This window comes from Devosia enhydra (assembly GCF_900119845.1).
Taxonomy (GTDB): domain Bacteria; phylum Pseudomonadota; class Alphaproteobacteria; order Rhizobiales; family Devosiaceae; genus FPKU01.
The window spans coordinates 1,058,840-1,078,289 of sequence record NZ_FPKU01000002.1 but is presented as its reverse complement, the minus strand read 5'-3'; the positions used below and the strand labels follow the sequence as shown (position 1 = coordinate 1,078,289).

Below are 19,450 nucleotides of genomic sequence, written 5' to 3'. Positions count from 1 at the left end.
TTAGAGCCAGAGGCGGAGCAAATAGACCGCGAGCACGCCGGCGACCATGGTGGCGATGAGGCTGCGGGTGGCGATGAAGGCGGCCACGGCGAGGGCGGCGGCGAGCCATTCGGGCAGCCCGCCATTGGCGATGGCCGGCGCCACCAGCGCCGCCAGCACCGCGCCCGGAATATGGCGCAGCCAGGCGGCGGCAAAGCCCTCGCGCGGCAGCCGGTCTGCCACAAGGAGCCCGCCCATGCGGATGGCGATGGTGACCGCCGCCATGCCGGCAATCGCGATCAGCGCCTCGAGGCTCATGGCCGCGCCTCGCGCCTGCGCCCGATGGTCTCGGCGATGGCGCCCGCAAGGCTGCCGCAGAGGCCCCCGGCAAGGATGTGCCACTCGCCCGGCACAAGGCGGGTGACGAGCACCGCGACCCCACCGCCCACGATCCAGGGTACGAGATCGGCGCGGCCCTTCCACATGCCCAGAAGGAGCGCGATGAAAGTGGCGGTGAAGGCGAAATCGAGCCCGAGGCTTTCGGGCTCGGCGATCGCGGCGCCCAGCAGTCGGCCGGCGAGCGTCACCGCCAGCCAGGTGGTCCAGAGCATGAGCCCGGCGCCGACGAAAAAGCCCGCACTGTCGCGCCCGGCGGGGCGCTGCCCGATGGTGAGCGCCCAGGTTTCGTCGGTGGTGAGAAGAGTTGCCAGAAGCCCCTGCCAGCGCGGCAGGCTCGCAAGCGTGGGGCGCAGCGTCGCTGTCATCAGCATCATGCGCAGATTGACCACCGCCGCCGCGGCAATGAGCGCGCCGATGGGCAGGGCGCTCGGCGTCCACAGATCGAGGGCGACGAACTGGCTGGCGCCGGCAAAGACGAGCCCGCTCATCGCCAGCACTTCGAGGATCGAGAGCCCCGCCTGCCCGGCCAGCACGCCCCAGACCAGCCCATAGACCGAGACCGACAGCGCCAGCGGCGCGCAGGCCTTGAGCCCGCGCACGAGCTCGCGGGCAAAAGAGGAAGAAGTTACGGGATCGGTCTGCATGGCTGACCGATCTAGCACAGGATGGGAGGCGCACCCGATCAGACTTGCTGATGGGCACGATCACGAAGGCTGATGGCTCAGCCGGGCAGCGGAATGGCCTCGGTCTCGTCGGGCACGGCGGGGAAGCGCGCAAGCCGCCAGGCTTCTTTGGCCTCCTCGATGCGCTCCTTGCGCGAGGAGACGAAATTCCACCAGACATGGCGCGGCCCTTCAAGCGTCGCCCCGCCCAGCAGCATCATGCGCCCATCGGTGATGGCGTGGATCGCGAGCCGGTCGCCGGGGCGGAAGACCAGCAGGCGCGGCCCGGTGAAGCAGTCGCCGCCCACTTCGATCTCCCCCTCCACCAGATAAATGGCGCGGTCTTCATAATCGGCATCGAGGGGCACGGTGCGGCCGGCGGTGAAATTGACCTCGACATAGAACCAGTCAGATGTGGTCTTGACCGGCGAGACAGCGCCGAAGGCCCGGCCGGCGATCACCCGCGCCCTCACCCCATGGTCGGCCACCACCGGCAGCTGCTCGGCGGAAAAATGCTGGAAGGACGGGTCGATCTCCTCGAGCCCCTCGGGCAGAGCGATCCAGCTCTGGAGCCCGAGGATGGAATGGGGCGCCGCCCGCGCATCATCGGGGGTGCGCTCGGAATGGGCGATGCCCCGGCCGGCCGTCATCAGGTTCATCGCGCCGGGCCGGATGGTCTGGATATTCTGCTCGCTGTCGCGATGAGTGACCATGCCATCAAAGAGCCAGGTGACGGTGGAGAGCCCGATATGGGGATGCGGGGCGATATCCATGCCCTGCCCGGCAAGGAAGGTCACCGGCCCGAAATGATCGAAGAAGATGAACGGCCCCACCATCTGCCGCTTGCCATGCGGCAGGGCCCGCCGCACCGCGAAGGGTCCGAGGTCACGAGCGCGCGGCACCACCACGAGTTCGATCGCATCCACCGAGGCGGCATCGCCCTGGATCGGATCATGGGCGGGAAACCAGGTCATCGGCGGGCTCCGTGTCGGCTTGGGTTGGCGGGACAGGGTAAACGGGTTTGCGCCTGTGGTGGAATGAGGTTGTGGAGGGAGAGATGCGCGGCCATGAGATCGCGCGAGCGGCGAGGCCCCCTCACCCGGCCTTCGGCCGACCTCACGCCATTCGAGCATAGCTCTCATGGCCTTCTCGGCTTCAATCCGTCCACCGGACGGATTGACCGGCTTCGCCGCCGCCTCGAAGCCCCCAAAGGGAGAGGTGAAGGGGGTGGCCTGCACATCGTTCTGGCACAGTTTGAGAGGCTCGTGCACCACCTCTCCCCAGAGGGAGAGGTAAGCTGTGGCTTGCGTGTGTGGCCTGCACTGTTTCAAAAGCTCTTTTACCACCTACCCCTCCCCAAACCCCGTGATGCCCGATGAGCCTTGAAACCGTTCGTGCCGATCTTGCCCGTCGGGCCCCAGACCTCGCCGTCATGGTCACCGGGGAGTCCACAGCCACCGTGGCGCTGGCGGCGGCGGTGCATGGGGTGGAGCCAGGGCAGATTGCCAAGACACTCTGTATCCGCGTTGGCGAGACGGTGCTGCTGCTCGTGACGCGGGGGGATGCGCGGCTCGATAACCAGAAGGCCAAGGCCGCGTTCGGGGGGCGGCCGCGCATGCTGGGGGCCGAGGAGGTTGAGGCCCTGACCTCGCACAAAGTGGGCGGCGTCTGCCCCTTCGGCCTGCCGCAGCCCCTGCCGATCCATTGCGATGTCTCGCTCAAAATCTATGACGAGGTGATCCCGGCGGGCGGGGATACGCATGCCTCGGTGCGGCTGCCGCTTGCGCGGCTTCTCGACTTGTGCGGCAATCGCTGGGCCGATGCATGTTCGGTGCCGCAGGCGTAAGATGGCGCCAAGGCGGGCTCCCGCGCCGCCGTCTCACTGCCGTCAACCTCCCGGAATATTCCCCCATGCGCGTCGCCGCCCTTGCCCTTCTCACCCTCCTGGTCCAGCCCGCCATGGCGGTGGACCAGCTCGTCCTCACCATCGAGAACCGCTCGAGCATCGCGCTCGAACGGCTCAACGTCTTCCCCATCGGCAAGGATGGCGAGGCGATCGAGGATAATCTGGGTGCCATTCTCGAGGATGTGCCGCCCGGCGGCAGCTTTGCGCTCAAGCTCTCGCTCAGCCGCTGCGAAACCGTGCGCGGCTATGCCGGGCTCGCCGGCCGCGATGATGACGTGCCGGTCGATATCGATCTGTGCAAGGAGCCAAAGCTGGTGCTCAAGGACTGATCTCAGCTGCGCGGCGGCGCGGCCTCGCCGAGAAACGCGAGGATGCGCGCGCCGATCGCCGGCACATCGGCCGGGGCGATCTCGTGGCCGCGCCCCTCGAGCGTCATTATTTGCGCCTGCGGCAAGGCGCGGCGCGTCGCCTCGGCCGCCGCATAGGCGATGACCGGATCGTCCGTGCCGTGGATCACCAGCACGGGTTGGCCGATGGCGCCGACGGTGAGGCCGGGCGCGACGTCGCCCTTGAGCAGCGCGTGGTTGAAGGCGCTCTGCATCGAGGCTGTCCGCGCCATCTCGGCCGCGATGCGCCTGCGCGCATCCTCTGCGTCAAAGCCGGGAGCACTACCGGCGCTGAGCCGCGCGATCTCGAACAGAAAGGCTGCGACCGCGTTGGCATCGCTCCAGTCGAGCTCGGCAAGGGCGCCGAACTGGTCCAGCAGCGCCGGCGCCATGCCCGATCCCTCATACTCCAGCCCCAGCGGTTCGGCCGCGATCAGCGTCAGGCTCTCGACGCGATCGGCATGCGCAATCGCCGCGATCTGCCCCAAGAGCCCGCCCAGCGACATGCCGACGAGATGCGCGGCAGGCACGGCGTGATGGTCGAGAATGGCGAGGAGATCGCCCACCATGTCATCGAGGTCATAGGCGATCTCGCCCGGCGCCCCGGTCGTCGAATGCCCGGTATCGCGGTGATCGAAGCGGATGACGCGATAGCCGCCCGCAGCGAGGGCCTCGCAAAGCGTATCGGGCCACCACAGCATCGAGGCGGTGGCGCCCATCACCAGGAGGATGGTGCCGCGCTCCCCGCTTCCGAAGCTCTCGGTCGCAAGCGTGATGCCTTCGGACGAAACCCGCGCAAAAGCCATTGTGTTCTCCCTGCAAGGCAGACACTGCGTCAGACCCGCCGTGGCTGCATAGGCCCTCAGCCGCGCGGCGGTTCGGCCAGGGTGATGCGGTTGCCATCGGGGTCGCTGATCTGGGCGATGATGCCCCAGTCGCCCTTGCTGTCGGGCGAAAGGTCGAGCCCCACGGCCAGGAGCCGGGCCCGTTCGGCCGCCATGTCGGCAACGATAATGGTGGTGAGCGAGGCGCCCGCCTTGTCGGCATCGCGCCACACCTGCAACCCGCCACCCTCGCGCCACCACTGCACCAGCCAGTCCATCGGCCGTGCATCGGGCTCGCGCCCAAAGAGGCGGCCATACCACTCCGTCGCGCGCTCCATGTCCGAAACGCACATCACGGCATAAAATCCGATTGTGTTCATGGTGCCATCCTTTCGACGGTCCGGGAGGGGAACGCTTTTCGGGCGCCCCGGTTCATCCGCCCGCCAGTTCGACGAGGCGCCGCATGTCTCGCCCAAAGCCTTCGCCGGCTGTCAGCGGCGCGCTGGCCGCGTGCCCTCGCCCGCGCCTATTACTGAGCGAACGACAATGGCTATCAGGACGCCTCCACACACCAGGATCGCATATGACACGAGGAATGGCATCACTGCTGGGACGATCAGAAATTCCTGCTGTGTGGTTGGAAAGTCCTGCTGCGTGACGAGCCGACGGCCTCGGGAACCGATAGCCGTATTCAGAATAATGATCAGTGTTCCGACACACTGAAGGAGTGTCGAGACAAAAATGCTCCAACCGACGGCCCGGCGCCAGCTGAGAGGCCTTGCCATCACGTGCCACAGCGTCGGTGCGACGAGCACCCAGCACACGATCAAAGCAATCGGCAGCCCGACGAGAGCTGCCACCGCAAGCACGAAAACATAGGGGCTGTTGATAACGACCGGCGCTGTAACGAGGGCCCATCCCAGCACTGCCGAGAGATTGACCGCCATCATGAATTGCTCACGCGTGTAAGCCCGCCTCACCCCTTACTCCGCAGCGCTTTTCTGCCCCTGGCCGGATTCTTTCTCGATGGAATTGGACACCATCATCTTGAACTGCTCGATCTCATCTGCGAGGGCATCGCCTTCTAGAGAAATCATGCCGCCGATAACGCACCACTCGCCGAAGTCAGCGGGCCCGCCTACGCACACGACAAAATATATAGGCTGCCATAAAGCTGAAAGGGACCAGAACGATCGACACTCCGAACCTTGTTTCATCCGGTCCGATGTAAAACGCGCCTGCACCCTCGTGAATTTTTGACGGCCAATGATACATGAGCGTATCCGCTACCAGTACGTTTAACAATCCCGAGACTGGAAACAGCGCGAACGAGATGCTGATTGGCAAATTCTGCATTTGCGCTGCAAGAACCAGAAAGAACAGAACGACGAAACCAATCCAAAAATTCAAGAGGACGAAATATGGGATGGAAAATAACAACAGCCATCCTGTGCCACCTGGAGCCAACATAACAGGTGACAGCATCAGCAAGGGCACCATAGACACGGCATAAGAAATCGCCACGGCTATAGCGGCGACGCATGCCATCTTGAGCAAGGCTGCCCGCCTCACCCCTACTCCGCCGCGCTTTTCTGCCCGTGGCCGAATTTTTTTTCGATGTAATTGGCTACCATCACCTTGAACTGCTCGGCCACGTCGGCGCCGCGCAGGGTGGCGACCTTTTCGCCGTCGATGAACACGGGGGCGGCGGGGGTTTCGCCGGTGCCGGGCAGCGAGATGCCGATATTGGCGTGCTTGCTTTCGCCCGGCCCGTTGACGATGCAGCCCATCACCGCCACCGAGAGGGTCTCGACGCCCGGATAGCGCTCGCGCCATTCGGGCATCGAGCTCGAGAGATGATCCTGGATCTCCTTGGCCAGCACCTGGAAGGTCTGGCTCGTGGTGCGCCCGCAGCCGGGGCAGGCGGCCACCACCGGCAGGAACTGGCGAAAGCCCATGGTCTGGAGCAATTCCTGCGCCACGATCACCTCGCGCGTCCGGTCTCCGCCGGGCTCGGGGGTGAGCGAGATGCGGATGGTGTCCCCGATGCCCTGCTGCATGAGGATGCCGAGCGCCGCCGATGAGGCGACGATGCCCTTGGAGCCCATGCCCGCCTCGGTCAGCCCCAGATGCAGCGCATAGTCGCAGCGCGCCGCCAGGTCCTCATAGACCGCGATCAGGTGCTGAACGTCCGAGACCTTGGTGGAAAGGATGATCTTGTCGCGCGACATCCCCAGCTCCTCGGCGCGCTGGGCCGAGAGGAGCGCCGACTGGATGATCGCCTCGCGCTGCACCGCCGCCGCAGAGATGGGATTGGGCGAAACGGCGTTCTCGTCCATCAGCCGCGTCAGCAGTTCCTCGTCGAGCGAGCCCCAGTTGACCCCGATGCGCACCGGCTTGTCGTAGCGCATGGCGAGCTCGATCAGCGTGGCGAACTGGGTATCGCGCTTGGCCTTGAAACCCACATTGCCCGGATTGATGCGGTATTTGGCCAAGGCCTGCGCGCAGGCCGGATGGTCGGCCAGCAGCTTGTGGCCGATATAGTGGAAGTCTCCGATGAGCGGCACCGGATAGCCCATCGAATCGAGCCGGTAGCGGATATGGGGCACGGCGGCGGCCGCCTCGTCGCGATCCACCGTGATGCGCACGAGCTCCGAGCCGGCGCGGGCCAGCTGCATCACCTGGCGCACGGTGGCGTCGATATCGGCGGTGTCGGTATTGGTCATCGACTGGACGACGACGGGGGCGCTGCCGCCCACGATCACCCCGCCCACATTCACCCCAACCGATCGCCTGCGTGCGCTTAGCCCGGCCATCATATCCGTCCTCGTTTCATGCGCCCCATGGATAAGCCTTCATCGCTAGCGGGGCAAGATTGCGGATAGGCGACGGCCGGCCCCTGTTGCCAGGTGCCGGCCGGGTGGCAAGTGCTTGTTCGTCGCGGTTCAGGCGGCCCTGCGGCCCGCCGACATCAGCAGCGAGGCCCCGGCCACCGCCATGCCGATATCGGCGAGGGTTTCGGGCATGGCCTCGGCCCGCACGGGGCGGGCGAAATAATAGCCCTGGAACAGCGCGCAGCCGCGTTCGGAGAGCCAGCGCACCTCTTCGGGCCGCTCGGCGCCTTCGGCCAGCACCTCGAGCCCCAGGCCCTGGGCCAGCGTGATCATCGCCCCGCAGATGGCCTGCGCATCGGCGGCGGTATCGACATGGCTGACGAACTCGCGGTCGATCTTGAGCTTGTTGAAGGGCAGCCGGCGCAGATAGCTCATCGAGGCATAGCCGGTGCCGAAATCGTCGATGGCGATCGAATAGCCCGCGTCGCGCAGCCGGGTGAACGTGTTGCGCGTGTGCTCGTAATCGACCATGGCCGCGCTTTCGGTCAGTTCGATCTCGATGCGCTCGGGCGAGATGCGGCTCTCGCGCACGGCCTCTTCGAGAAGTCCCGTCAGGCCCCGATCGAGGAACTGCCGCGCCGAAAGATTGATCGCCACCGTCAGCCCGGCCGCCTCGCCCGCCTGCCAGCGGCCCGCCTGGGCGCAGGCCTCGCGGATCACCCAGCGGCCGATATCGTCGATCAGCCCCGAGCGTTCGGCCGTGGGGATGAACAGGCCGGGCGCGATCACGCCCTTGTCCGGGTGCCGCCAGCGGATCAGCGCCTCGCTCGCGGTGGCGCGGCCAGCTCTCAGGTCCACGACGGGCTGATAGGCCAGCTCGAACTGGTTCTCGGCCACGGCGCGGCGCAATTCCTGCTCGAGCTCGAAGCGCCGGCGCGCCTCCTCGCGGATTGCAGGGGCGTGGAAGGCGACGATGGCTTCGCTGCGCGAGAGCGTCGCGGCGGCCCCGGCATGGTCGAGGAGCGCGCTGGCTTCGGTGGCATCATCGGGATAGAGCGCAACGCCGGTCGCGATATCGGGGGAGAGCGCAATGCCCTCGAAGGGGGTTTCGGCGGCAAGCGCAGCGCTCAGCCGCGCGGCGCGCGCCGAGACGGCATCGACATCGGCGGCCGGCAGCATCAGCGAGAAGGCGTCGGCATAGGTGCGCGCGATGAAGGTGCGGGGCTCGCAGGCGCCCGCCAGCCGGTCGGCCAGGAGCCGCATCAGCTGATCGAGCCGCCGCTGATCATAGCTCGTCGCGAGCCGGCCATGGTCGCGCAGGCGCAGCGTCACCACCGCCAGCGCCTCGTCGGGGCTGCGGCGCAGGGTATCGGCGATCTCGCTCGTGAATTTGCGGCGGTTGGGCAGCCCGGTGACGAGCTCGGTGGTTTCGAGGGCGACAAGGCTCTGCTCGAGCCGCTCCATGGTGCGCCCGGCATCGGCCATCAGCGTGCCGGCTTCGTCGGAAAAGCCGTGCGGCAGCTCGGTCTTTTTCCGGGTCTCGCCATAAAGGCGCAGCGCGCGCGAGGTGGCGAGCACCGGGGCCAGCAGCTGGTTGAGCACGAAGAGCGTCACCCCGGTACCGGCCAGCGTCGCCACCAGCGCCACCGCCAGAGTGCGCCAGACGAGGCCCATATCGTTCGAGACGTTGAAAACGAAATAGCCGATCAGGGCCAGAAGCGGCACATGGGTGCCCAGGAACGCCATGATCATGATCTTGGCGCGATAGTTCAGCCGCCCGAAACGCGATATGGCGGCGTAGAATTTGAGGTCGTTCACCGATAGCCCCTGCAGAAAACCGTGAGGCAGCCTCCCATGGTCACGATGATCGGGATGTTAACGTCAGCATCACGCCCGATCACCACTGCGCGCGTGGTGAATTTTTCGTCTGCATGCGGGCGGGATCGGTCTTGAACCAGCGTCGCGCCTCCCCATTTCATCTGACATGAAACGCATGTTCCTCATCGGTCGCCTGATGCAGTTCCGCAAGGAACTCGTCCTCCTGTGGCGGGCCTTTCGTGAGCCCGCGACGCCGCTCATTCTCAAGGCGGCCATGCTCGGCGTGGTGCTTTACCTCGTCAGCCCCATCGATTTCATCCCCGAGGTCATTCCCTTCCTCGGCATCGTGGACGATCTGATCCTCGTGCCGATGATGGTGAGCTTCATTGTCTCGCGCCTGCCCCAGCCGGTCCGCGCCGGCGCCCGGGCCGAGCCCTACCGCGCCACCTCGGGCGACGGCCCCGTCATCGACGGCACCGCCCGCCGCCGCTGAGGGCGGTAGAGTGGTTTCGAGAGGGAACCTCATGCTGAGGAGCCCTGCAGGCGCGTCTCGAAGCAGGAGGTTCGGGCGCCCTATATCTCCCACCCGCGGAGTCGTCCCTGTGGATGCAGGGACCTCCGTTTGGGGTGCCGGCCTCGTAAACGGAGGTTCCTGCTTTGGCAGGAACGACCCGGTGGGGCAAGGCTAACTCTGATATCCCCGACCTCCTGGTTCGAGACGCGGCTGAAGCCGCTCCTCACCATGAGGTCTCCCTTGCAATTCACAGAGGACCTCATCCTGAGGCTTCCCAGCGACCCGCAGGGTCCGGGCGCTCCGGTGGAGCGACCGGAGCGCAGGAAGGCCATGAGAGCTAGGCTCGAATGGCTCGGCGCAGGGGCGTGTCGGTGGGGGTAAGGCTAACTCTGAGATCCCCGCCCTCGTGGTTCGAGACGCGGCTGAAGCCGCTCCTCACCATGAGGTCTCCCTTACAATTTACAGAGGTCCTCATCCTGAGGAGCCCCGCAGGGGCGTCTCGAAGGACGAGGGCCGGGCACAAATGCCTCGGCTAAATCCCCCCCTATCCCGGCGCTTTCGCGCCGACCTCTCCCCCAAAGGGAAAGGTGAAGAGCGGATCAGCGCCCTGGATCGTCCCCGACCTCGTGGTTCGAGACGCCCCGCCCCTCACACCAGCTTCTTGATCGGGCGTTTGCGCCAGACGAACCAGTAATAGGCGCCCTGCATCAGCATCATGGCCGTGAACGCCGCCGCATAGGCGACCCAGATGCCCGGCAGCCCCATGGTGCGGCTGAGCCAGATGGCGCCCGGCACCTCGATGACGAGGATGGCGCCGAGCCCGATGAACATCGGCACCCACACCGTGCCCGCCGCGCGCATGACGCCGGTGAAGGTCTGCGCCATGCCGAACAGCACCACGCTCCACAGCACGATATGCAGCAGGTCCTGGGTGAGGTTGACCACTTCGGGATCGGTAATGAACAGCGCCACGAGCCGCTCGGAAAAGAGATAGGCGATGAGCACGAGCCCGCCGGTGAGCAGGAGGTTCATCAAAAGCCCCGTGCGCGTGATGGCGCCGAGCCGGCTGGCATCGCCCGCGCCGATCGCCTGGGCGGCAAAGATCGAGGACGCGATCGCGATCGACATGGCGGGAAACTGCACATAGCCCAGCACCTGGTTGAGCGCGCCATAGGCGGCCGTCGCCTCGGGGCCGAAGCGGGTGACGAGCCCCACCACGATGATGCCGGCAAGCGATGCCACGATCATCTGGATGCCGGCGGGAATGCCCAGCCGCAGCACGGTGAGAAACAGCGGCCCGTTGATGCGCAGATAGCCCAGCAGCACCCGGTCGGGCGCCATGGGGTGCTTGCGCCAGCGCAGGTAGAAGAACAGGAACACCAGCACCATCAGGAAGCCGGCGATGGTGGCCACCGCCGCGCTCACCACGCCCAGTTGCGGCAGCCCGCCCCAGCCCTGGATCAGGGCGGGGGTGATCAGGAGCCCGCAGATGATGGAGATGATCAGCGAGACGAGCGGCGTCACCGTATCGCCCACCCCGCGCAGCACCGAGGTCACCACCATGAAGATGAACAGCCCCGGCATGCCGATCAGCATCACCCGGCCATAATCGGTCGCCAGCCCCGCGATGGCTTCGGGGGTGCCCAGCGTGCGCATGATCTCCCCGGCATAGAGCCCGCCGAACAGCGCCACCACGAGGCCGCCGAGAAAGCTCGCCACCAGCGTGGTGCCGGTGATTTCCTTGACCTTGTCGACATTGCGCGCGCCCCAGGCCTGCCCGATGAGCACGGTGGCGCCCGAAGCGAGCCCGATAATGAAGGAGATCAGCAGCAGCATGATCGGGAAGAACACCGAGACCGCCGCCAGCGCCTCGACCCCGATCATCTGGCCGATATAGATGGTGTTGATGGTGCCGTTGAGCGACTGCAGCACGTTCGACAGCATCAGCGGCAACAGGAAGACGAGGAACCGCAGGGTCAGCGGCCTTTGGGCGGCAGGCATGGATGGACTCCGGCTTAAGCTCCGGACGACCGGCCGGAACGGTGGCCTTTGCCCGGGGCGTCCTGCGAACGGGCGCGGCGGGTCTGGCGGGTTGTGCAGGTGCTTACGCCCGCGCCCGACAGGGCGTCAACCCGCTCCCGAGGGCGTGAGCGCGGGGGAAGGGGTGGATATTTGCGCCTTGCGGTGGGCTCAGCGCAAGCGGCAAGGCCCCCTCACCCGGCGCTTTCGCACCGACCTCACGCCATTCGAGCATAGCTCTCATGGCCTTCTCAGCTTCAATCCGTCCACCGGACGGATTGACCGGCGTCGCCGTCGCTTCGAAGCCCCCGAAGGGAGAGGTGGCGCGAGAGCCGCGAGACTGGGGGACGATACTGGGATGCCCGACTTTACCTCTCCCTTTGGGGGAGAGGTCGGCCGGCAGGCCGGGTGAGGGGGCCTTGCCGCAGCCGCGATCTCAAAGAAAGTCTTAGCCCTGCCCCACAGTGGCAGCCCCGCACGAGCGGGAATGCAGTTGCGATTTCACGACCAGGCTGGATTCAGCGCCTGTGGCCAAGGCCCCCTCACCCGGCGCTTACGCGCCGACCTCTCCCCCGAAGGGAGAGGTGGTGCGGGAGCCGCGAGACTGGGGGACGGTTCTGGGATGCCCGTCTTCAACCTCTCCCCCAAGGGAGAGGTGGTGCGGGAGCCGCGAGGCTGGGAGACGGGTTTGGGATGCCCGTCTTCAACCTCTCCCTTTGGGGGAGAGGTCGGCCGGCAGGCCGGGTGAGGGGGCCTTGCCCCAGCCGCGATCTCAAAGAAAGTCTTAGCCCTGCCCCACAGTGGCAGCCCCGCACGAGCGGGAATGCAGTAGAGATTTCACGACCAGGCTGGATTCAGAGCTTGTGGCCAAGGCCCCCTCACCCGGCGCTTACGCGCCGACCTCTCCCCCAAGGGAGAGGTAGTGCGGGAGCAGCGAGACGGGGGGACGGGTTTGGGATGCCCGACTTTACCTCTCCCTTTGGGGGAGAGGTCGGCCGGCAGGCCGGGTGAGGGGGCCTTGCCCCAGCCGCGATCTCAAAGAAAGTCTTAGCCCTGCCCCACAGTGGCAGCCCCGCACGAGCAGGAATGCAGTAGAGATTTCACGACCAGGCTGGACTCAGCGCCTGTGGCCAAGGCCCCCTCACCCGGCGCTTACGCGCCGACCTCTCCCTCAAAGGGAGAGGTGGTGAAGGAGCCTCTTGTGCAGTGGCCGTTCAAGCCCCTCGCCTCTCCCCTTAGCTCTGGCGAGTGGCGAAGAAGCGGGCGGTGGCGCGGAGGGCTTCGGCGGGGGGGCCGAAGGGGGTGAGGGCGGCGATGGCTTCGGCGATGGTGGCGTCGAGTTCGGCGCGGGCGCCATCGAGGCCAAGCTGGGAGACGCGGGTCTGCTTGCCCATGGCGGCATCCTTGCCGGTGGCCTTGCCCATGGCCTCGGGGGTGGCAACCACGTCGAGAATGTCGTCGGCGAGCTGGAAGGCGCGGCCGGCCGCTTCGGCGTAAAGGGTGAGCGCGGCCAGCGCCTCGGGGTCGGCCTTGCCAAGCAGCGCGCCCATGCGCACCGAGGCGCGGATCAGCGCGCCGGTCTTCATGGCCTGCATGATGGCGATGTCGTTGCCCGAAAAGCCGCCCGCCTCGCCCTCGATATCGCGCATCTGCCCGCCGACCATGCCGCCGACGCCGCTGCCGAGCGCCAGCTCGGTAACGAGCCCGATGCGGACCGACGGATCGGGATGGCAGGCGGGATCGGCCAGAAGTGCGAAGGCGTGGGTGAGGAGCGCATCGCCGGCCAGGATCGCGGTGGCCTCATCGAAGGCCTTGTGGACCGTGGGCCGCCCGCGCCGCAGGTCATCATCATCCATGGCCGGCAGATCGTCGTGGATGAGGGAATAGCAATGGATGGCCTCGACGGCGAGACCGGCGGTGAGCGCCTGCCCGGGCGCAACGCCGAACACGGCCGCCGCCTGCCGCACGAGCAGCGGGCGCAGCCGCTTGCCGCCCTTGAGGCTGCCATGACGCATGGCATCAATGATGCGGATGGCGGCGGGCCCCGGCCCTGACAGCCGATCGGGCACCAGATAGGCATCGAGCGCCGCCTCGACGGCCTGGGCGCAATCGGCGATGTCGGCGGAAAAATCATACATGAGGGGGGTCGCTGCAGGATCGGGGCGGGACGCCCGGAAACTGCTATCCAATCAGGCCGCGCGCGGCAAGCCGGTCGCGGCAAAGCGCGGGGGAGACAGGAGCCGATGCGTGTGGCAAGCAGCCCCGATGGCCAGATCCAGACTGAAGCTGCCCCGCCCGCTGCGGCGTGCCCTTTTGGGCCTGCTCGCGCTCATCGCCGTGCTCGCGGGCCTGCCGCTCGTGCTGACCCCGCTCTATCTCGTGGTCGATCCCGTCTCGACCCCGATGATCGAGCGCTGGCTCAGGGGCCAGCGCGTGGTGCGCGACTGGCGCGACATCGACACGCTGTCGGACCGGCTCAAGGCCAGCGTGATCATGAGCGAGGACGGACAGTTCTGCCGGCACTGGGGCGTGGACCTTGCGGCGCTGCGCGAGGAGATCGACAATTACCTGGCCGGACGGCCGGCGCGGGGCGCTTCGACGCTGACCATGCAGGTGGCCCGCAACCTCTTTCTCACCACCCGCCCCTGGCCGATCCGCAAGGCGCTGGAGGTGCCGCTGGCGCTCTATATCGACCTGGTGATGCCCAAGAAACGCATCCTCGAGATCTATCTCAACATCGCCGAATGGGGGCCCGATGGCGAGTTCGGCGTGGCGGCGGGCGCTGCCCACGCCTTTGGCGGCGATGTCGCGGCGCTCTCCTGGGAGCGGGCGGCGCTGTTGACGGTGGCCCTGCCCAATCCGCGCCTCAGGCGGCCCGATGCGCCCTCGGCAGGGCTGAGGCGGGTGGCGGGGATCATCGAGGCACGAGCCCGCCGGTTCGGGGAACGGGCGGCCTGCGTAGCGGGGCCGGGCGGGCTTTCCCTGTGACAGGGGTGTGAAGATAGGCCTAGCCAAGCCCGCGCGCATTCGCTATAGAGCCGACCGAATTCCCGACAGACCCTGTCTGTTGTCGCCGATCCGCTTTCGGCGGAATGCCACTTGAAGACGGAGTAACGACCATGGCAGTGCCAAAACGCAAGACCTCGCCGATGAAGCGCGGTTTCCGCCGCTCGGCCGATGCGATCGCCGCGCCGGCCTATGTCGAGGACAAGGATTCGGGCGAACTGCGCCGTCCGCATCACATCGACCTGAAGACCGGCATGTATCGCGGCCGGCAGATCCTCGAGCCGCGCAAGAGCTGAGAGCCCTTGCAGGGCTCGCGTTCGACAGTTTGAGGCGGCCGGCCCCTGCGCGGGGTCGGCCGCCTTTTCGTTTCCAATGGGGGTTACCGTCATGGCGATGCGGGTAGAATCGGATTCCATGGGCACCATCAACGTGCCCGCCGAGAAATATTACGGGGCACAGACCGCGCGCAGCCTCGCCAATTTCGACATCGGTGGGGAAAAGATGCCCGCCGAGATCATCTCCGCCTTCGCCGTGCTCAAGAAAGCCGCGGCGCTCGCCAACACCCGCCTGGGGCTGATGGACGAAGCGACGCGCGACCTGATCGTTGCCGCCGCCGACGAGGTGATCGAAGGCAAGCTCAAGGACCACTTCCCCCTGGTGGTCTGGCAGACGGGGTCGGGCACCCAGTCCAACATGAATGTCAACGAGGTCATCTCCAACCGTGCCATCGAGATGGCGGGCGGGGTGATGGGATCGAAAAAGCCGATCCACCCCAATGACCACGTCAATATGAGCCAGAGCTCGAATGACACCTACCCCACCGCCATGCATATCGCGGCGGTCGAGGCGATCGAGGGCTATCTGGTGCGGCGCGTCGAGACGCTGCGCAACACGCTGGCCCAGAAGTCGGAAGAATATATGGATGTGGTCAAGATCGGCCGCACCCATCTGCAGGACGCCACGCCCCTGACGCTCGGGCAGGAGATCAGCGGCTGGGTGGCCCAGATCGACCTCGCCATGAAGGCGATCCGCGCCACCCTGCCCCAGCTCTATGAACTGGCGCTGGGCGGCACGGCGGTGGGCACCGGGCTCAACGCCCATCCCCAATATGCCGAGACGGTGGCGGCCGAGATCGCCCGCCTCACCGGCCGGCCCTTCGTGACCGCGCCCAACAAATATGCGGTGATGGCCGGCCACGATGCCTTCGTGGGCTCTTCGGGCGCCCTCAAGCAGCTGGCCGCGGCGCTGATGAAGATCGCCAACGACGTGCGCTGGCTCGCCTCCGGCCCGCGCTCTGGCCTGGGCGAGATCACCATTCCGGAGAACGAGCCGGGCTCCTCGATCATGCCGGGCAAGGTCAACCCGACCCAGTCCGAGGCGCTGACCATGGTGGCGGTGCAGGTGATGGGCAATGACGCGGCGATCGGCTTTGCCGCCAGCCAGGGCAATTTCGAGCTCAACGTCTTCAAGCCGGTGATCGCCTACAACTTCCTGCAGTCGGTGCGGCTCCTGGCCGATGGCGCGCAAAGCTTCAACGACCATTGCGCCGTGGGCATCATGCCCGACAGGGCGCGGATCAAGCAGCTGGTCGACCAGTCGCTGATGCTGGTGACGGCGCTCAACCGCAAGATCGGCTATGACAACGCCGCCAAGATCGCCAAGCACGCCCACAAGAAGGGCATCACGCTGCGCGAGAGCGCGCTCGACCTGGGGCTGCTGACCGGCGAGGAATTCGACGCCGAAGTCCGCCCCGAGCAGATGGTCGGCCCGCTCGTCATCAAGAAGTAAGTCGAGAGAAGCAGGACCAGCGGAGGCGGGGATGACCGGAACCATGACGACCCCGCCTGCCCTCTCCGGCCCGCGCCTGCCGCCGGCTTCGGGCGGGGCGCCGAAATCGCTGATGGTCATGCTGCATGGCTATGGCGCCGATGGACATGACCTCATCGATCTGGGGCGCTACTGGGTGCGGGCCTTGCCCGATACGCTCTTTGTGTCGCCCAACGCGCCCGAGCGCTGCGCCATGAGCCCGATGGGCTATCAATGGTTTCCGCTCTCGCTCGACCGCACGATCTCGCGGGTGACGGGAGCGGCTGCGGCGCGGCCCGCCATTGTGGGCCATCTCGAAGCGCTCTGGGCCGAGACCGGGCTCGGGCCCGAGGCCACCTATCTCTTGGGCTTTTCGCAGGGCGCGATGATGGCGCTGCATGTGGGGCTGTCGCTTGCAACGCCCCTGCGCGGCATCATCGGCTTTTCGGGCGCCTTCATTCCCCCCGCAGGATTTTCGGCCGAGGCGGCCCCGCGGACCCCGGTCTGCCTCGTGCATGGCGAGGTCGACCAGGTGGTCGATCCGGCGCTCTCGGTGACGGCGGCGGAGACGCTGACAAGCGCCGGCATAGAGGTCAGCCTGCTGATGTGCCCCAATGTCGGGCATGGCATTGCGCCCGAAGGGCTTGATTTTTCAGGCCATTTCATCGCCGCGCAGGAGCTTTGCGCAAAGGGCTGAGGCCTTATCACGAGTTGCGCGAGCGGGCTTCACAGCCCTGTCATGTTGGGCATAGAATACTCCCGATATGACTGGTCGCGCCCCTGGTTCCTGGAGCCTCAAGTGACAGTTCATGTGTCACCTGAGTCGTGTCCTGCGCTCGTGCTGAACGCCGATTTCCGGCCGCTCAGCTATTACCCTCTCTCGCTCTGGAGCTGGCAGGACGCCATCAAGGCCATCTGCCTCGACCGGGTCAACGTGGTCTCGAACTATGACCGGGTGGTCAAGAGCCCGAGCTTCGAGATGGCCCTGCCCAGCGTCGTCTCGCTCAAGGACTATGTGAAGCCGGCGCGCTACCCCGCCTTCACGCGCTTCAACGTCTTCCTGCGTGATCGCTTCCAGTGCCAATATTGCGGCTCCAAGGACGATCTGACCTTCGACCACGTCATCCCGCGCTCGCGCGGCGGGCGCACGACATGGGAAAACGTGGTGGCCGCCTGCGCGCCGTGCAATCTGCGCAAGGCCAACCGCATGCCGCGCGATATCGGGATGATCCCGATGCAGGCGCCCTATCGCCCCAGCGTGCACGACCTGCACAATAACGGTAGGGCGTTTCCGCCCAACCATCTGCACCAGAGCTGGCTCGACTACCTCTACTGGGACATCGAGCTCGAGCCCTGATCAGGCCCTGCGGCGGGCCTGAGCCACCATGGCGCCAACCAACAGGCCGACGATGCCGAGCGAAATCAGCATGTTGTAGCCGGCCAGCGACAGGCCGAGGAAGCGGAACTGCACCTTGTCGCAGGGCACGATGCGGGCGGCGTTGAGGTTCTGAAGATCGGACAGCGAAATCGACACCCCGGTGCCGGTGCAGGAGGTCGGCCCGGGCCAGAAGCCCCATTCGACCCCGGCGTGATAGCCCCCCATATAGGCGCCCCAGAGGAAGATGGCCGCGACGATGGCGATGAGGACGTACCAGAGGGCGAGCGGCAGCCGGTTCCACAGCACGAGAATGCCGAGGAGAAGCGGCAGGCCCAGGTAATAGGCCCAGCGCTGCTCGAGGCAGAGATCACAAGGGTAGAGCCCGCCGATGAGCTGGCTGCCCCAGGCTGCCGCAATGGTTGCGAGCCCGAGAACGAAGGCGAGGCCGGCGAGGAGCTTGTCCCTGGCCCTTATGAGTGCGAGCGGCATGGTGGCGACCCTTGCGCAAAGGCCGCCCGAGGGGGCGGCGATGCAAGCGGCATAGCCGAGCCCGACCACGATTTCCACCGTGATCGGGCGCTTGTGATGGCAGGGCTGGCATGAGCGCGGCGCGGCAGGAGATGGCGGCCGCGCCGAGGCAGGCGAACGATCAGCCGGTGCTGCCGGGCTGGCCCTTCTGCTCGCCCAGATGCTCGGTGGCCTTTTCGACGAGCTCGGGCTCGCGCCCGGTGCGGATCAGCGAATAGGCGATGCCGGCACCCAGGATGGCGAAGGTGATGCCCAGCGACCATTCGGCGGGGAACTTCTCCCAGCCCATGAGATCGGCAACGAAGATCTTGGAGCCGATGAAGACGAGCAGCACGGCCAGCGCCTGCTTGAGATAGGCGAAGCGATGGAGGACGGCGGCGAGCGCGAAGAACAGGGCGCGCAGGCCCAGAATGGCAAAAATGTTGGAGGTGTAGACGATATAGGGGTCGGTGGTGATGGCAAAGATCGCCGGCACGGAATCGACCGCGAAGATCACGTCGGCCACTTCGATCAGCACCAGAGCGAGGAACAGCGGCGTCATGAAGGTGACGAGCTTGCCCTCTGCATTGGGCTTCTTGACGAAGAACTTGCCCTCATGCAGCTCTTCGGTGACGTTGAAGCGCCGGCGCATGAGCTTGAGCAGCGGATTCTGCGCGAGATCGGACTTGCCCTCGCCCATCACCAGCATCTTGATGCCGGTGAAGATGAGGAAGGCCGCGAAGATGTAGAGCACCCAGCCATATTCGGACACGAGCGTGGCGCCCAGCCCGATCATGATGGCGCGCAGCACGATGACGCCCAGAATGCCCCAGAACAGCACCCGGTGCTGATATTCGCGCGGAATGGCAAAGAAGCCGAAGATCATCGCAATGACGAAGATGTTGTCCATCGCGAGGGATTTTTCGACCACGAAGCCGGTGACATATTCGATGGCCGACTGCGAACCGAGCTGCCACCACACGAAGACGGAAAAGCCGAGGCCCAGCGCGATGTAGAAGGCGGACAGCTTGAGGCTGTCGGCGACGCCGATTTCCTTGGCGCCACGGTTGAAGAGCCCCAGATCGAGCGCGAGCAGCACGATCACGAGGGTCATGAAGCCAAGCCACATCCAGAGCGGCTTGTCCAAAAACGGCAAAAACAGGATGTCCATTCGATCTCCCCTTGATGTCCAGTTGGGGAGACCCGCGCGGTCACGGTTCTGCGGCGCCGATCAAGGCGCTGTTCCGGACCCAGGCATCGAGCATTCCCCGATGCGGTCCGACATCACGATCATCGGATCGTCAGAGGGGCCCGGCCCGCCCCGATGAGATGGGCAGCGGGCAAAAGAGGTTCAACCCCTTTTTCGCCACAAATCGACAGGGACGCGATCGAGCAGCGGAAGGCTGGAATTG

The 19,450-nt window shown here is 66.1% G+C and carries 21 protein-coding genes; 8 read left to right on the top strand and 13 right to left on the bottom strand.

Annotation, left to right across the window (positions count from 1 at the left end; genetic code table 11):
• The 3 genes from BT183_RS14255 to BT183_RS14245 all read right to left on the bottom strand — a co-directional run bounded on the left by BT183_RS14255 (position 1) and on the right by BT183_RS14245 (position 2,014).
• The gene (locus tag BT183_RS14255; RefSeq protein WP_072344310.1) at positions 1-297 is read right to left on the bottom strand and encodes an AzlD family protein; all 297 of its coding nucleotides are present in this window, start codon (positions 295-297) and stop codon (positions 1-3) included.
• Entirely contained in the window at positions 294-1,022 is a 729-nt protein-coding gene (locus BT183_RS14250) for an AzlC family ABC transporter permease (protein ID WP_072344307.1), read from the bottom strand. The genes BT183_RS14255 and BT183_RS14250 overlap by 4 nt, the downstream gene beginning before the upstream one ends.
• A gap of 77 nt (positions 1,023-1,099) precedes the next feature.
• The gene (locus BT183_RS14245; protein ID WP_072344305.1) at positions 1,100-2,014 is read right to left on the bottom strand and encodes a pirin family protein; all 915 of its coding nucleotides are present in this window, start codon (positions 2,012-2,014) and stop codon (positions 1,100-1,102) included.
• A gap of 401 nt (positions 2,015-2,415) precedes the next feature.
• Between BT183_RS14245 and BT183_RS14240 the strand changes: the two genes are divergently transcribed.
• The gene (locus BT183_RS14240) at positions 2,416-2,886 is read left to right on the top strand and encodes a YbaK/EbsC family protein (protein ID WP_072344304.1); all 471 of its coding nucleotides are present in this window, start codon (positions 2,416-2,418) and stop codon (positions 2,884-2,886) included.
• A 65-nt stretch (positions 2,887-2,951) separates the two neighbouring features.
• Complete coding sequence (locus BT183_RS14235; RefSeq protein ID WP_072344301.1) at positions 2,952-3,275, top strand: hypothetical protein; 324 nt, start codon at positions 2,952-2,954, stop codon at positions 3,273-3,275.
• Between the two features lie 2 nt (positions 3,276-3,277).
• Here the strand turns inward: BT183_RS14235 and BT183_RS14230 are convergent, their stop codons facing one another.
• From BT183_RS14230 to BT183_RS14205, 6 genes are all read right to left on the bottom strand, one after another.
• The gene (locus BT183_RS14230) at positions 3,278-4,138 is read right to left on the bottom strand and encodes an alpha/beta fold hydrolase (protein ID WP_072344299.1); all 861 of its coding nucleotides are present in this window, start codon (positions 4,136-4,138) and stop codon (positions 3,278-3,280) included.
• Positions 4,139-4,194: 56 nt separating this feature from the next.
• Positions 4,195-4,536: a VOC family protein gene (locus BT183_RS14225; protein WP_072344296.1), complete on the bottom strand. Its 342-nt coding sequence runs from the start codon at positions 4,534-4,536 to the stop codon at positions 4,195-4,197.
• Between the two features lie 111 nt (positions 4,537-4,647).
• Positions 4,648-5,106, bottom strand: coding sequence for a hypothetical protein (locus BT183_RS14220; protein WP_143145812.1), 459 nt, complete (start codon positions 5,104-5,106; stop codon positions 4,648-4,650).
• 175 nt (positions 5,107-5,281) lie between these two features.
• A complete protein-coding gene (locus tag BT183_RS14215; RefSeq protein ID WP_143145811.1) occupies positions 5,282-5,713 on the bottom strand; it encodes a hypothetical protein in 432 nt (143 codons plus the stop codon).
• 17 nt (positions 5,714-5,730) lie between these two features.
• Positions 5,731-6,972 (bottom strand): flavodoxin-dependent (E)-4-hydroxy-3-methylbut-2-enyl-diphosphate synthase, encoded by a 1,242-nt coding sequence (ispG, locus tag BT183_RS14210; protein ID WP_072344866.1) that lies wholly within the window; start codon positions 6,970-6,972, stop codon positions 5,731-5,733.
• Positions 6,973-7,101: 129 nt separating this feature from the next.
• Positions 7,102-8,808: a putative bifunctional diguanylate cyclase/phosphodiesterase gene (locus BT183_RS14205; protein WP_072344287.1), complete on the bottom strand. Its 1,707-nt coding sequence runs from the start codon at positions 8,806-8,808 to the stop codon at positions 7,102-7,104.
• Positions 8,809-8,983: 175 nt separating this feature from the next.
• On the opposite strand from BT183_RS14205, the gene BT183_RS14200 reads away from it, so the two are divergent.
• Positions 8,984-9,301 carry a YkvA family protein gene (locus BT183_RS14200; RefSeq protein ID WP_177282549.1) on the top strand — a complete coding sequence of 106 codons (318 nt, stop codon included), beginning with the start codon at positions 8,984-8,986 and terminating at the stop codon, positions 9,299-9,301.
• Between the two features lie 669 nt (positions 9,302-9,970).
• Here BT183_RS14200 and BT183_RS14195 read toward each other — a convergent pair.
• Complete coding sequence (locus tag BT183_RS14195) at positions 9,971-11,323, bottom strand: MATE family efflux transporter (protein ID WP_072344281.1); 1,353 nt, start codon at positions 11,321-11,323, stop codon at positions 9,971-9,973.
• 1,253 nt (positions 11,324-12,576) lie between these two features.
• On the bottom strand, positions 12,577-13,479 hold the full coding sequence (locus BT183_RS14190; protein ID WP_072344278.1) for a polyprenyl synthetase family protein: 903 nt from the start codon (positions 13,477-13,479) through the stop codon (positions 12,577-12,579).
• 127 nt (positions 13,480-13,606) lie between these two features.
• On the opposite strand from BT183_RS14190, the gene BT183_RS14185 reads away from it, so the two are divergent.
• The 5 genes from BT183_RS14185 to BT183_RS14165 all read left to right on the top strand — a co-directional run bounded on the left by BT183_RS14185 (position 13,607) and on the right by BT183_RS14165 (position 17,510).
• Entirely contained in the window at positions 13,607-14,329 is a 723-nt protein-coding gene (locus BT183_RS14185; RefSeq protein WP_072344275.1) for a transglycosylase domain-containing protein, read from the top strand.
• Positions 14,330-14,460: 131 nt separating this feature from the next.
• Positions 14,461-14,643: a 50S ribosomal protein L32 gene (rpmF, locus tag BT183_RS14180; RefSeq protein ID WP_072344272.1), complete on the top strand. Its 183-nt coding sequence runs from the start codon at positions 14,461-14,463 to the stop codon at positions 14,641-14,643.
• Between the two features lie 91 nt (positions 14,644-14,734).
• Positions 14,735-16,135 (top strand): class II fumarate hydratase, encoded by a 1,401-nt coding sequence (gene fumC, locus BT183_RS14175; RefSeq protein ID WP_143145810.1) that lies wholly within the window; start codon positions 14,735-14,737, stop codon positions 16,133-16,135.
• 31 nt (positions 16,136-16,166) lie between these two features.
• Positions 16,167-16,850 (top strand): alpha/beta hydrolase, encoded by a 684-nt coding sequence (locus tag BT183_RS14170; protein WP_143145809.1) that lies wholly within the window; start codon positions 16,167-16,169, stop codon positions 16,848-16,850.
• A 102-nt stretch (positions 16,851-16,952) separates the two neighbouring features.
• Positions 16,953-17,510 carry an HNH endonuclease gene (locus BT183_RS14165; protein ID WP_072344267.1) on the top strand — a complete coding sequence of 186 codons (558 nt, stop codon included), beginning with the start codon at positions 16,953-16,955 and terminating at the stop codon, positions 17,508-17,510.
• Here the strand turns inward: BT183_RS14165 and BT183_RS14160 are convergent, their stop codons facing one another.
• Entirely contained in the window at positions 17,511-18,020 is a 510-nt protein-coding gene (locus BT183_RS14160) for a disulfide bond formation protein B (protein WP_072344860.1), read from the bottom strand. It abuts the gene before it with no gap.
• 160 nt (positions 18,021-18,180) lie between these two features.
• A complete protein-coding gene (locus BT183_RS14155) occupies positions 18,181-19,209 on the bottom strand; it encodes a TerC family protein (protein ID WP_072344264.1) in 1,029 nt (342 codons plus the stop codon).
• Positions 19,210-19,450 lie beyond the last annotated feature (241 nt).

Coding starts and splice junctions, on each gene's coding strand:
- BT183_RS14255 (WP_072344310.1), bottom strand. CDS start 297: ATGAGCCTCGAGGCGCTGATCGCGATTGCCGGCATGGCGGCGGTCACC.
- BT183_RS14250 (WP_072344307.1), bottom strand. CDS start 1,022: ATGCAGACCGATCCCGTAACTTCTTCCTCTTTTGCCCGCGAGCTCGTG.
- BT183_RS14245 (WP_072344305.1), bottom strand. CDS start 2,014: ATGACCTGGTTTCCCGCCCATGATCCGATCCAGGGCGATGCCGCCTCG.
- BT183_RS14240 (WP_072344304.1), top strand. CDS start 2,416: ATGAGCCTTGAAACCGTTCGTGCCGATCTTGCCCGTCGGGCCCCAGAC.
- BT183_RS14235 (WP_072344301.1), top strand. CDS start 2,952: ATGCGCGTCGCCGCCCTTGCCCTTCTCACCCTCCTGGTCCAGCCCGCC.
- BT183_RS14230 (WP_072344299.1), bottom strand. CDS start 4,138: ATGGCTTTTGCGCGGGTTTCGTCCGAAGGCATCACGCTTGCGACCGAG.
- BT183_RS14225 (WP_072344296.1), bottom strand. CDS start 4,536: ATGAACACAATCGGATTTTATGCCGTGATGTGCGTTTCGGACATGGAG.
- BT183_RS14220 (WP_143145812.1), bottom strand. CDS start 5,106: ATGATGGCGGTCAATCTCTCGGCAGTGCTGGGATGGGCCCTCGTTACA.
- ispG (WP_072344866.1), bottom strand. CDS start 6,972: ATGGCCGGGCTAAGCGCACGCAGGCGATCGGTTGGGGTGAATGTGGGC.
- BT183_RS14200 (WP_177282549.1), top strand. CDS start 8,984: ATGTTCCTCATCGGTCGCCTGATGCAGTTCCGCAAGGAACTCGTCCTC.
- BT183_RS14195 (WP_072344281.1), bottom strand. CDS start 11,323: ATGCCTGCCGCCCAAAGGCCGCTGACCCTGCGGTTCCTCGTCTTCCTG.
- BT183_RS14190 (WP_072344278.1), bottom strand. CDS start 13,479: ATGTATGATTTTTCCGCCGACATCGCCGATTGCGCCCAGGCCGTCGAG.
- BT183_RS14185 (WP_072344275.1), top strand. CDS start 13,607: ATGGCCAGATCCAGACTGAAGCTGCCCCGCCCGCTGCGGCGTGCCCTT.
- rpmF (WP_072344272.1), top strand. CDS start 14,461: ATGGCAGTGCCAAAACGCAAGACCTCGCCGATGAAGCGCGGTTTCCGC.
- fumC (WP_143145810.1), top strand. CDS start 14,735: ATGGCGATGCGGGTAGAATCGGATTCCATGGGCACCATCAACGTGCCC.
- BT183_RS14170 (WP_143145809.1), top strand. CDS start 16,167: ATGACCGGAACCATGACGACCCCGCCTGCCCTCTCCGGCCCGCGCCTG.
- BT183_RS14160 (WP_072344860.1), bottom strand. CDS start 18,020: ATGCCGCTCGCACTCATAAGGGCCAGGGACAAGCTCCTCGCCGGCCTC.
- BT183_RS14155 (WP_072344264.1), bottom strand. CDS start 19,209: ATGGACATCCTGTTTTTGCCGTTTTTGGACAAGCCGCTCTGGATGTGG.